Annotated in this window: 12 protein-coding genes; 5 read left to right on the top strand and 7 right to left on the bottom strand. The window is 59.6% G+C overall.

Annotation, left to right across the window (positions count from 1 at the left end; translation table 11 throughout):
* Window positions 1-65: 65 nt before the first annotated feature.
* From K3166_RS05565 to K3166_RS05545, 5 genes are all read left to right on the top strand, one after another.
* Window positions 66-854 carry a uracil-DNA glycosylase family protein gene (locus K3166_RS05565; protein ID WP_221423673.1) on the top strand — a complete coding sequence of 263 codons (789 nt, stop codon included), beginning with the start codon at window positions 66-68 and terminating at the stop codon, window positions 852-854.
* The gene (locus K3166_RS05560; RefSeq protein ID WP_221423672.1) at window positions 842-2,572 is read left to right on the top strand and encodes a lytic transglycosylase domain-containing protein; all 1,731 of its coding nucleotides are present in this window, start codon (window positions 842-844) and stop codon (window positions 2,570-2,572) included. The genes K3166_RS05565 and K3166_RS05560 overlap by 13 nt, the downstream gene beginning before the upstream one ends.
* On the top strand, window positions 2,572-3,099 hold the full coding sequence (moaB, locus tag K3166_RS05555; RefSeq protein ID WP_221423671.1) for a molybdenum cofactor biosynthesis protein B: 528 nt from the start codon (window positions 2,572-2,574) through the stop codon (window positions 3,097-3,099). Before K3166_RS05560 ends, moaB begins: the two co-directional genes overlap by 1 nt.
* Window positions 3,100-3,141: 42 nt before the next feature.
* Window positions 3,142-4,227, top strand: coding sequence for a PA0069 family radical SAM protein (locus K3166_RS05550; RefSeq protein WP_221423670.1), 1,086 nt, complete (start codon window positions 3,142-3,144; stop codon window positions 4,225-4,227).
* Between the two features lie 135 nt (window positions 4,228-4,362).
* Entirely contained in the window at window positions 4,363-5,610 is a 1,248-nt protein-coding gene (locus K3166_RS05545; RefSeq protein ID WP_221423669.1) for an NRAMP family divalent metal transporter, read from the top strand.
* A 39-nt stretch (window positions 5,611-5,649) separates the two neighbouring features.
* On the opposite strand, the gene K3166_RS05540 is transcribed toward K3166_RS05545, so the two are convergent.
* From K3166_RS05540 to K3166_RS05510, 7 genes are all read right to left on the bottom strand, one after another.
* Complete coding sequence (locus K3166_RS05540) at window positions 5,650-6,084, bottom strand: DUF1330 domain-containing protein (protein WP_221423668.1); 435 nt, start codon at window positions 6,082-6,084, stop codon at window positions 5,650-5,652.
* Between the two features lie 10 nt (window positions 6,085-6,094).
* A complete protein-coding gene (locus tag K3166_RS05535; RefSeq protein WP_221423667.1) occupies window positions 6,095-6,640 on the bottom strand; it encodes a pseudouridine synthase in 546 nt (181 codons plus the stop codon).
* A gap of 6 nt (window positions 6,641-6,646) precedes the next feature.
* On the bottom strand, window positions 6,647-8,251 hold the full coding sequence (locus K3166_RS05530) for a long-chain fatty acid--CoA ligase (protein WP_221423666.1): 1,605 nt from the start codon (window positions 8,249-8,251) through the stop codon (window positions 6,647-6,649).
* A 44-nt stretch (window positions 8,252-8,295) separates the two neighbouring features.
* Window positions 8,296-11,769, bottom strand: coding sequence for a DNA polymerase III subunit alpha (dnaE, locus tag K3166_RS05525; RefSeq protein ID WP_221423665.1), 3,474 nt, complete (start codon window positions 11,767-11,769; stop codon window positions 8,296-8,298).
* 75 nt (window positions 11,770-11,844) lie between these two features.
* Entirely contained in the window at window positions 11,845-12,174 is a 330-nt protein-coding gene (locus K3166_RS05520) for a hypothetical protein (protein WP_221423664.1), read from the bottom strand.
* A gap of 31 nt (window positions 12,175-12,205) precedes the next feature.
* Window positions 12,206-12,685 carry a glutathione peroxidase gene (locus tag K3166_RS05515; protein ID WP_221423663.1) on the bottom strand — a complete coding sequence of 160 codons (480 nt, stop codon included), beginning with the start codon at window positions 12,683-12,685 and terminating at the stop codon, window positions 12,206-12,208.
* Window positions 12,682-13,206: a hypothetical protein gene (locus tag K3166_RS05510; RefSeq protein ID WP_221423662.1), complete on the bottom strand. Its 525-nt coding sequence runs from the start codon at window positions 13,204-13,206 to the stop codon at window positions 12,682-12,684. Before K3166_RS05510 ends, K3166_RS05515 begins: the two co-directional genes overlap by 4 nt.
* Between the last annotated feature and the right edge of the window lie 46 nt (window positions 13,207-13,252).

The raw sequence follows: 13,252 nt of genomic DNA, 5'->3' as shown, positions 1-13,252 counted from the left end.
TCGCTATTCGCTTGCGCGATGCCTTGATTGTTGAGGCGTTCGAGGTCAAGACCTTGAGCAGACGGATGATGGACGAAAACCCCTCACAAAACGGCGATTTTGCCTCTGCCGACGCGCTCGAAGCTGCCTTCGACTGGTGGCGCGAAGCGGGTGTCGACCTGGATTATTCCGATGAGCCGTCAAGCTGGCTAGCTGAACCGGAAACGGAACAGGCCGTAGCGGCGCCCAAGCCCGTCAAACGGGTCGAGGAACCAAAGCAAACGCCAATTGAACGTGCGTTTGAGAAAGCGCCCGCAGCCGGGACGATCGGCGGCACTCCGGACGCGTGGCCGCAAGACCTGGCAAAATTTCGCGAGTGGTGGCTGAGCGAGCCTTCACTGGCTCCTGCGGGACCCGAAGGTCGGCTTCCTCCGCGCGGAGTCGCTCAATCGCGTCTGATGGTGCTGGTCGGCGAGCCATATGGTGATGATGGCGATGCATTGCTGTCGGGAAGCGCCGGCCAATTCGCCGGTGCAATAATGCGCGCCATGAACATCGCGCCCCATGAGGTGTATCTGGCCAGCGCCCTGCCCGCTCCCGCTACGCTTCCCGAATGGAGCGAGCTTGCAAGCGGCGGCATGGCCGCAATCACCAAGCATCATATCGCGCTTGCCGCTCCCCAGCGGGTGCTCGTGTTCGGACGCGGACTTGCGCCCCTGTTCGGAATTCCTGCGCAACAGTCGCACGAACCGGTTGGGATGGACATCGGCGACAACACAGTACCGCTGCTGCTTGCGCCCGACCTCGCCGAACTTTCTCGATCGGCGCAGCGCCGCCGCAATTTCTGGAACCGCTGGCTCGAATGGACCACATGATCAAACGCCTGCTCCTAAGTGCAAGCGCGGCTGCAATTGTCGCTGTCGCCCCCTCTGCTGCTACCGCGCAAGGCTCCGACAGCCTTGCCTATTTTACCCGTTCTCATTCGGCAGCCCTGCCGCAGCTTCTCTCGCAGGAAGATCGCCTGTATTATGCCTCGTTGTTCGAGGCGATCGAAAGCCGGAACTGGGACCGCGTCGAGGTGATGCTTTCCCAGCGCGGGAGCGGTCCACTCCACGGCTCGGCGCTGGCCGCGTATTATCTGCATCCTGAAAGCCCGCGCATTGAACTGCCCAGAATAGAAGCTTGGCTGAATAGCTATGCGGGACTCCCCGAGGCTGAAGGCATCATCCGTCTCGGCCAGACCCGCGGCCTGCAAAATGCGCCCTCTCTCCCAGCGGAGCGCCAGCTCATCCGGCAGCCCGGTTCCACCAAGCGTATCCGCCCCCGCTCGGTCGACGACGGGACCATGCCCGAGCCGGTGAAAAGTGCGATCCTCGAGAGGATTTCCAATGACGATCCCGACGGCGCAAGGTTACTTCTGGACGGTGTCGATGCCTCCCTCTCGCGCGAGGCCCGCGCCGAATGGCGGCAGCGGATCGCGTGGTCCTATTACATCGAGAACCGCGACATCGAAGCCTTCGGGATGGCCCAGCTTGTCGGTCAGGGTTCAGGAGCCTGGGTTGCGGAAGGCGACTGGGTCGCTGGTCTTGCCTCATGGCGTATAGGCGACTGCGCAACCGCCGCCGACTTTTTCCGCCGGAGTGCCGGAGGTTCTACCAATTCATCGCTCACCGCCGCTGCCCACTACTGGGCAGCGCGCGCATTGATCAGGTGCCGCGAACCCGACAAGGCAGATGAGCAGCTACGCGGCGCTGGACGCTTTTCCGAAACACTTTACGGAATGCTGGCGCTTGAGCAATTGGCGCAGCAACTGCCCGGCGACCATGCTTCCCCGGACCTCACCTCGCAAGACTGGCAACGCCTGAGCACCCAGAGCGCAGTCCGCGAAGCGGTGATGCTCGCTGAAGTCGGGCGGCGTGACCTGGCAGATGAAGCGCTTCGCTGGCAGGCTCGCCGGGTTTCGCCCTCCGATTTTCCTGCACTGACCCGGCTTGCCCGTGCTCTGGGCTTGGCACAGACACAAACCTTCATGGCCTATAACGCGCCGCGCGGCGCTGCTTCTCCGCCAAACCTTCGCTGGCCGGTCGCGTATCATCAGCCATCGGGAGGCTGGAAGGTGGACCCCGCCCTCGCCTTCGCTCACGCGCTTCAGGAATCCAATTTCCGGGAGACGGTCGTCAGCCCTGCGAATGCGATCGGTCTCATGCAGATACGTCCCATTGCTGCGCGAGAATACGCTGCATCGATCAACATGAGTTCCGGCGCAGATCTCAAGGATGCCCGCGTCAACCTCGCTTTTGGACAACGCGCGCTGCAGGCTCTGGCGGAGGCGGGATACACTCGCGGTCATTTGCCCAAGGTAATGGCAGCATACAACGCGGGGCCGACACCTGTGGCGCGCTGGAATACCGAGATCAATGATCAAGGCGATCCGCTGCTCTGGATGGAATCGATTCCCTATTGGGAAACGCGCGGATATGTCTCGATCGTGATGCGCAATTACTGGATGTATTTGCGCCAGGCCGAAGCCGTCGCCGACAGCCGCACTGCGCTGGCCCAGAATGATTGGCCCCAATTTCCAAGGACGCGCTGATGGCGATTGACCAGACACTCGCTTTCAAGCCAATCAATATCGCGCTCCTGACCGTTTCGGACAGCCGGCAATCGGACGACGACACTTCCGGCGATATTCTTGCCTCGCGGATCGAAGCGGCTGGTCACACCCTTGCTACCCGCGAAATCAGCAAGGACGACAAGAACGAGATCGCCGCGCACCTCCATCGCTGGATTGACGATGACCAGATCGATGCGATCATCACGACCGGTGGGACTGGCTTGACGGGCCGCGATGTCACACCCGAGGCGCTTGACCGGGTAAAGGACAAGGACATTCCCGGCTTCGGTGAATATTTCCGCTACATCAGTATCGAGAGCATCGGCACCAGCACGATCCAGAGCCGGGCATGTGCAGTGCTTGCGCGGGGAACCTATATATTCGCGCTTCCCGGTTCGAACGGCGCGGTCAAAGATGGCTGGGACAAGATCCTCGCGCACCAGTTGGACAGCCGGCATCGGCCCTGTAATTTCGTCGATCTGATGCCGCGCCTGCAGGAACGCTGATACCCCTTCCGGAATTCTTTTGTTCCATGTATGTTCTCATGCATGGAGCCAACCAACGAATCGCCAATTTCAGGCCGCGGCGCGCAATCCGCGTCTGTTCCAACGCGCTTCGGATTGGCCGAGCGCGCGGTAGATGGTGATTGGCGCGATCATATGGAGGCGCTGGACGGTCCGCCGACAAAACTGCGCACCTTCGTTACGGAGGAGAAGCCCAGGACCATCCTCAGCTTCAACCAGTCGCCCGACATCTTCTTCGATCGTTCGATCAATGCCTATCGCGGGTGCGAGCATGGCTGCGTCTATTGCTTTGCCCGGCCGACGCACGCCTATCATGACCTTTCCCCGGGTCTCGACTTCGAGACTCGGCTTTTCGCTAAGCCAAACGCGGCAGAGCTGCTGCGAGCAACGCTGGCGAAGCCGAAGTACAAGCCCAAACCCATTGCGATAGGGACCAACACCGATCCCTACCAACCGATTGAGCGGCAATATCGCATCACGCGGCAGCTGCTCGAGGTGTGCCTTGATGCCCGGCATCCGGTAACCATTACAACCAAATCGGACCGGGTTATCGATGACCTCGATCTCATTGCTGATATGGCCAAGCGGAGGCTGGTTGCGGTCGCAATCTCGGTAACCAGCCTCGACCCCAAGCTTTCCGGCAAACTGGAACCGCGCGCCGCTTCCCCTGCCAAGCGGCTCTCTGCATTGCAAAAACTGGTGGAAGCAGGCGTGCCGACACACTGTTCGGTGGCACCGGTAATTCCTGCAATAACCGACGAATTCATGGAAGAAATCGTCCAGCGCGCTTCTGCAATCGGTGTCGAGAGCGTGGGCTGGATTCCATTGCGCTTGCCACACGAAGTGGCCCCGCTATTCCGCGAATGGCTGTCGGTCCACTATCCCGAACGCGGGGATAAGGTCATGAGTATCGTGCGTTCAATCCGCGCCGGGAAAGACAACGACCCTAACTTCTTCACTCGCCTGAAACCGACTGGTGTGTGGGCCGATCTTTTCCGCGCGCGGTTCCGGGTCGCGTGCAAGCGGGCAGGTATGAGCAAGGCGAAATTCGAGCTGGATTGCACGCAATTCAGACCTCCTGCGGTTGGCGGGCAGCTGCGCTTGTTATGAATTCTTGATTGGGAAACGCCAAATAGCCGACAATACTCTTGAATCTGAACAAGACTGATTGCCTATAACGTCTTTCGCAGTCTACGCTTCCCAAGTTGCTTGGTCGCTCAGCAAACCTAATTCTGTGGGGGCACTATGAAATTTAGCGACTGGCAACGAGCTGCCGGGCCGGGACTGGTCTTTTCAGGCTCGGCTATCGGTGTATCCCATCTGGTCCAGTCCACGCGGGCCGGAGCGATGTTCGGGCTGGCACTGGTATTGGTGATCGTGCTGATCAACTTCCTGAAATACCCTGCCTTTCGGTTTGGGATGGATTACGCCCATGCAACCCGCAAAACCATTATCGGCGGGTACCGCGAACTGGGCGTATGGGCGGTTATCCTCTATGCCGTAACATCGCTGACCATCGCACCCATCGGCCTCGCCGCGGTCAGCGCGACTACGGCGGCCATCCTTGCAGCCGTTACCGGATTGGACCTGCCGATCCTGCTGCTGGCAGTAATGGCAATCGGAGCGACCTTGATGCTGCTAATGATCGGCGGTTACGGCTGGCTTGATCGCGTCAACAAGCTGCTCATTGCATTCCTGACCGTGGCCACGATTGCAGCTTCAGCAATTGCACTTCCGCGCGTTCAATTGCCAAGTCTGACGAATTTCGAATGGATGGCCGACCCGCTGGCCCTGATGTTTGTGGTCGCGCTGGCGGGCTTCATGCCCAGCCCCATTGGCCAATCGGTCCAGGTTTCATTGTGGACTTTAAAGTCACAGGAGAAAGAGGAAGAGCGTGACCGGCTGCCGGTCAAAACGATGAGGTCGGGATTCCTCGGCTCCTATTTGCTCACCGGCTTCCTGGCTGTCTGCTTCTGCGTCATGGGTGCAGGGGTCATGCATTCCGGGAATGTTGCTCCAGAATCCGGCGCTGCGGACTTGGCGGCGCAGATCATCAATCTTTACCGTGAAACTCTTGGCCCGATACCTGCGTATCTGGCGGCAATTGCTGCCCTGTGCGTCATGGCGACGACCATGATCGCGTCATTCGACGGCGCCGCCAGAGGGTTTGGAGCAGTCCATCAGGAATATTTGGGAAATGTCGGGGGAAGAGCCTCGGAGCGCAGCTACGCAGTTTTCCTCGGTCTGATCGCAGCGCTCACAGTTCTGATCCTGGCTTCGATGATGCAAAGCTTCAGCGTCTTCATCGATCTTGTTACGTCGATCTACTTCGTAGTGGGACCCGTCATCGCGCTGCTGAATCACCTCGTGATCACCCGCTGCGACATGCCTGACGATGCGCGGCCTAGTCGGGCGATTAGGTTGCTAAGCCTCAGCGGTATCGTGATTATGTCGGCGATGGCTATCGTGTTCTTTGTCCTCAAGTCGAGCTGAAGCAAAAGGGCGCAGTCCCCTCGCCGGCAGCGCCGACGATCAGCCGAAACCCTCACCAGCGGAAACAGGCTTGAAGCGCACCAACCTGCTATCTGTTAGTGCCGCCGTCCGGTTGACCACTGCCTTCTGGTAATCCGGGTCCTTGATCATCTCGAAGAAAGCGCCCGAGTTGGGATACTGCGCCACGAACCCGTCGTGCCAGTGCATGTCTTCCGGCCCTGTTACAACCGTCTCGAACGTGCCTCGCCAGACAATGCTGCCGCCTACGCGCTGGAAGATCGGGCCGCTGGTCTTGCCGTATTCCTGATACGCGCGGCGACCGGACCAGCCATTTCCATGATGCAAGTGCCCTTCCGGATATTCGGCCTTATCGCGATACAGCAGGAGGTTGAGCATCTGGATTGGCTCGTCGCGCGGAAGATTCTTGAACGCCTCGAAATTTGCGCGGCTCGGGTCGATATAGCTCTGGCTCATCTGCCTCTCCTCATACGTCCAATTCCTGGTATTCGCCTGGTGCAATTCCCTCGACGCTCCAGTCGCCGATCCGCCAACGGATCAGGCGGAGTGTCGGCAGGCCAACTGCCGCCGTCATACGCCGCACCTGGCGATTGCGGCCTTCAGTGATTTCGAGCGCAATCCAGCTGTCCGGCACGCTCTTGCGGAAACGGACCGGGGGCTCGCGGTCCCAGACCGGCGGTGCATCGATCCGCTTGACCCGTGCAGGAGCGGTGATCCCATCCTTCAGCTCCACACCGCGCGCGAGTTTTTCCAGCGCTGCATCATCTGCCGCACCTTCGACCTGGACGAGATAGGTCTTGGCCGTCTTGTAACGCGGTTCGGCGATACGCGACTGCAGCCGCCCGTCATCGGTCAGCAACAGCAGCCCTTCGCTATCCTTGTCGAGCCTGCCAGCGGGGTAGACACCCGGCACATCGACCAGATGCGCCAGCGTGTCTTCAACACCTTCCTTGCCGCCGGTAAACTGCGAGAGCACTCCGAAGGGCTTGTTGAGCAGGATCAGGCGGCTCACTTGTGCCTACTGCACATCGGCCAGTTTGTAGTCCGAGAACCTCTCGCGCAGGTCTTTCTTGCTGATTTTGCCAGTGGCTGTGTGGGGAATGTCGTTCACGAACTCAACCGCATCGGGCAACCACCATTTGGCGATCTTGTCCGACAGAAAATTCACGACCTGCTCGGCCGAGACATCCTCGCCTTCCTTTTTTACCACAAAGAGCACCGGGCGTTCGTCCCACTTGGGATGATACATCCCGATGCAGGCGGCCTCGGCGACAGCGGGATGACCAACTGCAGCGTTCTCAAGCTCGACCGAGCTGATCCATTCTCCGCCCGATTTGATCACGTCCTTGGTCCGGTCGGTCAGTTGCAACGTGCCGTCCGGGTGGAGCATCCCGACATCGCCGGTGTCGAACCAGCCATCCTTGTCGGTCGCGTCTTCTTCGGCCTTGAAATAGCGCTTCACAACCCATGGGCCGCGAATTTGCAGAGCGCCGCTGGTCTTGCCATCGCGCGGCAACACCTTGGACGGATCGTCGAGATCGATAGTGCGCAGCTCCACGCCGAATATCGGGCGTCCCTGCTTCATGGTCTGCGTGACCTTCTCATCGAGGCTGAGGCTATCCCAGTCCCGGGTCGGACCACCTACCGTGCCGATGGGCGAAGTTTCGGTCATGCCCCAGGCATGCTGGACGCGGGTGCCATTTTTCATCAGCCGCTCGATCATGAACCTGGGCGCGGCCGAACCGCCGATGGTCGCCGCTTTCAGCGGAGGAAGATCGATGCCTTCCTTGTCGCAATATTGGAAATGGGCCAGCCAGACGGTCGGGACCCCTGCGCTGTCGGTCACCTTCTCACGCTTCATCAAATCGTCCAGCACTGCCGGATCATTGACTGCGGAAAAGACAAACTTGATGCCTGCCATCGCGCCTGCATAAGGCAGACCCCAGCTGGCCGCGTGGAACATCGGAACAACCGGCAGCATCACGGATGATGCGCTGAAATTGAATGCTGCGGGCTGGAGGCCAGCCATGGCATGCAGAACCGTGCTGCGGTGCTCGTATTGAACGCCCTTCGGATTGCCGGTCGTGCCGCTGGTGTAACAGATCATGCAAGGATCGCGTTCGCTGCCTCCGACCCATTCGAATTCGCCGGATTGTTCGCCAATCCAGTCTTCGAAAGCGGTCGTATGCTCTCCGCTATCGAAGCAGATGTAATGCTCGACCGTCTTCCAGCGGTCGCGCATCTTGTCGACGATCGGCTGGAACGCCGCGTCGTATATCATCACGCGGTCTTCGGCATGATTGACGATATACTCGAGCTGGTCATCGAACAGGCGCGGGTTCACGGTATGAAGTACCCCGCCCATGCCCGCCACGCCGTACCAGCTCACGAGATGGCGCGAATGGTTCATCGCCAGGCTGGCGACCTTGTCACCTTCCTTGAGACCAAGTGCCTGAAGCGCCTGCGCCATCTTCAATGCGTCAGTGCGGATGCCTTCCCAATTGGTCCGGGTTTCGCTGCCATCGGCCCAACGGGTCACGATCTCGCGGTCCGGGGCTTCGCGTGCCGCGTGATCGATCACGTGGGTAACGCGCATCGTCCAATCCTGCATCGCTCCGAGCATTCAGTCTCTCCTCTCGTCTCCGCCCCGCTTTCGGAGGCTGAAAATCAGCTGACGAGTCGGAGATGTGCCCCGCCGCGCCGCTTGTCCAGCTGCACCTTGGCAAGGCTCGGCACGCTTGCCAAGCGTTCGGCGAGGTCACCATCGAGCGCGAATTTACGGCCCAGGCGCATGACCGGATCCTCGTCCCCGCCAGTCCGTAGCGTCACAAGCACTTCATCCTGCCCTCCGGTGGCTTCAAGCAATTCCAGCTTGAGTGCTTCCAGTGCCTCCACGTCCAGCACATCGACGGTCATTATCATCGGCATCGAGCCGCGCACTTCGGCAAGCGGAGTGCCGCCGCGAACCGTAATCCGGGGCGGTTCGTCAGGGCTCGGGGAATCGAGCTCCACCTGAAGCAGGATGCAGGTCTGCTCTTCCGCCCATTTGAGGAACTTCTCGACCATGGTTTCTTCGAAGCATGCCGCACTGAACTGACCCGATGCATCGGAGAAATCGGCACGGACAAATGGTTTGCCCCGCCTCGTCGTACCCTTGTTCACCTTCTCCACCATGGCGGCCATGACCGCGTTCGACCGGCCGCCTGTGGGTGCGCCGCCCGACATGAGCGAAGCATAGGTGCGTGCGCCATTGGCAGAAGCGACTTCCTTCCATGCCGCAACTGGATGAGCCGAGAAATAGAACCCGAAATTCTCTCGCTCGCGGGCCATACGTTCTGCGCGCGGCCAATCTTCGACTTCTTTCAGACGCAGGGTCTCGCCCTGCTCTTCTTCCCCGCCGAACAGACCCGCCTGCCCGCTCGACCGTTCCCGTTCAGCGGCATCGGCCACTGCCAGCAGCAGGTCGGCGTTTGCGAACACTTTGGCACGGTTGGGTTCGAGCGCATCGAGGGCGCCCGCGCTTGCCAAAGCTTCGAGTTGGCGCGAATTCAGCGCGCCCTTGGGTATGCGCTCGAAAAGGTCCTGAAGGCTTTCGAATTTGCCCGACACCTCGCGTTCCTCGACCAGCGATTCCATCGCCTTCTCACCGACGTTGCGAATTCCGGCCAGTGCATAGCGAACGGCATATCCGGTATCGGTCTGTTCGACCGAGAATTCCGCCTCGGAATTATTGAGACACGGAGGGTGCACCGCCACTCCCTGACGGCGCGCGTCGTCGACGAAGATCGTGAGTTTTTCCGATTGGTGCATATCGAAGCACATGGATGCAGCGTAGAATTCTTCCGGGTAATGCGCCTTCATCCAAGCAGTTTGATACGCCAGAAGTGCGTAAGCGGCCGCGTGTGATTTGTTGAAGCCGTAGCCTGCGAACTTGTCGATCAAATCGAACAGTTCGTTGGCCTTTGCTTTCTCGATCCCGGAGACCTCCTTGCAGCCGATCACGAAACGTTCGCGCTGCACGTCCATTTCCGCCTGCACTTTCTTACCCATCGCACGGCGCAGCAAGTCTGCGTCGCCAAGCGAGTAGCCGGCCAGGATCTGGGCTGCCTGCATGACCTGTTCCTGGTAGACGAAAATCCCGTAGGTTTCCGCCAGGATGCCCTCGAGCTTCTCGTGCGGATATTCGATCGGGACCTCACCCGCCTTACGCTTTCCGAACAGGGGGATGTTGTCCATCGGGCCGGGACGGTAGAGCGAAACAAGCGCGATAATGTCACCGAAATTCGTCGGCTTCACGGCGGTCAGCGTGCGCCGCATACCTTCGGATTCCAGCTGAAACACACCCACGGTATTGCCGGATTTCATCAGCTCGTAGACGGACGGATCATCCAGCTCGAGCAGCGACAGATCAATTTCGATCTCGCGCTGCTTGAGCAGGTCGGTCGCCTTTTTGAGAACCGAAAGCGTCTTGAGGCCGAGGAAGTCGAACTTCACCAGGCCGCTGCTTTCGACATTCTTCATGTCGTACTGCGTCACGGGCATATCGGAACGCGGATCGCGGTAAAGCGGGACAAGCTGGGCCAGCGGGCGGTCACCGATAACGACGCCGGCGGCGTGCGTAGAGCTGTTGCGAGGGAAGCCTTCCAACTGCATTGCCAGATCGATGAGGCGTTTGACCTCCGCATCGCTGTCGTATTCGGCCTTGAATTCGGCAGAACCGTTGAGCGACCTTGGCAGTGTCCACGGGTCGGTCGGATGGTTCGGCACCATCTTGCATATCCGGTCCACGTGCCCGTAGCTCATCTGCAGGATACGTCCGGTATCGCGGAGCACCGCGCGGGCTTTCAGCTTACCGAATGTAATGATCTGGGCGACGTGATCGTGTCCGTACTTCTGTTGCACATACCGGATCACCTCGCCGCGGCGCGTTTCACAGAAATCGATATCGAAGTCAGGCATCGACACACGTTCCGGATTGAGGAAACGCTCGAACAGCAAACCTAACTTCAGCGGATCGAGATCGGTAATCGTAAGCGCCCACGCGACCACGCTGCCCGCACCCGAGCCACGGCCCGGGCCCACGGGAATATCATGGTCCTTGGCCCATTTGATGAAATCGGCAACGATCAGGAAGTAGCCGGGGAAGCCCATCTGGTTGATGATGCCGACTTCGTATTCCAACCGATCGAAATAGGCCTTGCGATCTTCGGCCGACATTTCGCCATATGGCTCCAGCCGCGCGGACAGACCCTTGCGCGCATCGGCTTCCAGCATCCGCGCTTCGCCTTCCACGTCGCCCGCCAAGCTGGGCAGGATCGGATCGCGATAGGGCGGCGCATATGCACAGCGCTGGGCGATAACGAGAGAATTGGCAGTCGCTTCGGGGAGGTCGGCAAAAGCCTCCTCCATCATGTGAGCGGTCTTGACGTAGCTCTCGGAATTGGAGCGTGGCCGCTCATCGGCATCGACGTGGGTCGAGTTGGCGATGCACAGCATGGCATCATGGGCCTTGTGCATATGCGGCTCGGCATAGTTGGCCGGATTGGTCGCGACCAGCGGAAGGTCCCGATCGTAGGCAAGATCGATGAGAGCTTCTTCGGCACCTTCCTCAATCTCGTTCCCGCGCCGCGCAAGCTCGATGTAGAGGCGCCCAGGGAACAAGGCCTGCAGCTTGTCCAACATGGCAACAGCGTGGGTCACCTGTCCTTCGGCCAGCAACCGGGTCACCCCGCCTTCGCTTGCGCCTGTCAGGGCGATCAATCCCCCGGTTCGCCCTTCGAGGTCTTCCAGACGAATGTGCGGTTCGAATTCGAGCGGCCGATCGAGATGCGCGCGGCTGACCAGGTGGCACAGATTGTCATATCCCTGCTCATCCTGGGCATAGAGCGGCAGGTAATCGACGATGCGCCCTTCTTCGTCGCGCGCAATGCCCAGCAGCGTACCGGTCAAAGGCTGAATGCCTTCCGCCTTGCATGCATTGGCGAACATGACCGCGCCATAAAGGCCGTTGCGGTCAGCGATTGCTATGGCCGGAAAGCCCCGCTCCTTCGCCAGCTTGGCCATTGCCTTGGGATCGATGGCACCTTCGAGCATCGAATAGGCAGACAGGACACGCAGCGGAACGAAGGGCTTATATGGCATCACGCTAGAGTAGGAATTTACACCCCGCTCGGGAAGCCGTCAGCCATGCTTATTCTCCACAGATGGAGAAGAAAATCAGTCTTCGTCAGGTGCGGCGATCTTGCGGCGCGTATCGCGGATTGTGGACCAGGCCCCGTAGACGATCAGCGCGGCAAGGAAGATCCACACCCAAGCCGGAATATTCCGTCCAGCGATTGCGAGATAGATGTAAGCCGATACGAAGCAGAACCCGGCGCACAGAGTTGGAACGACAGTTGAACGGCCTGCCCTCGCGCGCTTCACCAGCCACGCAATGGAGGCAAGGAAGAACGGTATCGCACCGACATAGATGCCGCCGAATATATATGGATTGACCCCGTATTCCGCGCCAAGCGAAAGGAACCACTGGTTGATGTCTGCAATCATGGGATGACCTTCGTCGGCAACCTGCGCCAGGTTACAGGAGCTTCTCGATATCCTTGGCAATAGTCTTGGGCGCATCGGCCGAGCCGTAACGCTTCACCACATTGCCTTCGCGGTCGATCAGGAACTTGGTGAAGTTCCACTTGATCGATTTCGATCCCATCAGACCGGGTGCCTCCGCCTTCATCCAGTCAAACAGCGGACTGGCGTGATCGCCGTTTACGTCCACCTTGCCCATTAGCGGGAAGGTCAGGCCGAAGTTCACTTTGCAGAACTGCTCGATCTCGTCAGCATCACCGGGTTCCTGGCCCCCAAACTGGTTGCAGGGAAATGCGAGGACCTCAAAGCCCTTGTCATTGTACTTTTGGAACAGCTTTTCCAGACCATCATACTGCGGCGTGAAGCCGCATTTGCTTGCCGTGTTCACCACGAGCAGGACCTTGCCGAGCTTATCGGACAAGTCGACTTCCTGGCCCTTGTTATTGGCTACGGTGAAATCGGCAATTGTGGTCATTCAGATGCGTCCTTGCGGCGGTAGATGAGATCGAAACTGTCGCTCCAGCTTAGACCGTGATCAATGCTGGATTGCCCGTGCTGACGGACAGAACCGTCGCTTTGCACCGAGTAGGTCATGCGCACAAGCTGTGCGTTGCCCTGCGCATCTTTCCCCCAATATCCGGTGAGTACCATCTTGCCCTCGTGCGGTCCTCCATCAAAGAAAACGCGGCCCGGCTGTGCGCCGACCCAGAGCTGGTGCCAGTTTCCAGTTTGCGGATCATATGCAGAAAGGCTTGTACCGTGCCCGCCGCGATAGGGCATCCATCTCTCGCGGATTGCGCAACCGGCGCTTACCTTTTCGATCTTGCTGTCTGCAATGGGTTCGCTCCCCGATGCAGGTGTCACCGTCCATTCACCGACCCAGAAGTCGAAGGCTTCGAATTGCGCACCCTCACAGCGAGGGGGTGCGGGTGCTGGCGCCGGTTCGTCTGTGCCCGTAGCTTGGGCAGCAATCAGCGCGATAGTCGCGGTAAACATCGATGGTCTCCTCCCGGTAAGGGGCTTGGCAGACCGCTACCAGCGA

Source organism: Qipengyuania psychrotolerans (genome assembly GCF_019711355.1).
GTDB lineage: Bacteria > Pseudomonadota > Alphaproteobacteria > Sphingomonadales > Sphingomonadaceae > Qipengyuania > Qipengyuania psychrotolerans.
This window is presented reverse-complemented; position numbering and strand designations above follow the sequence as displayed.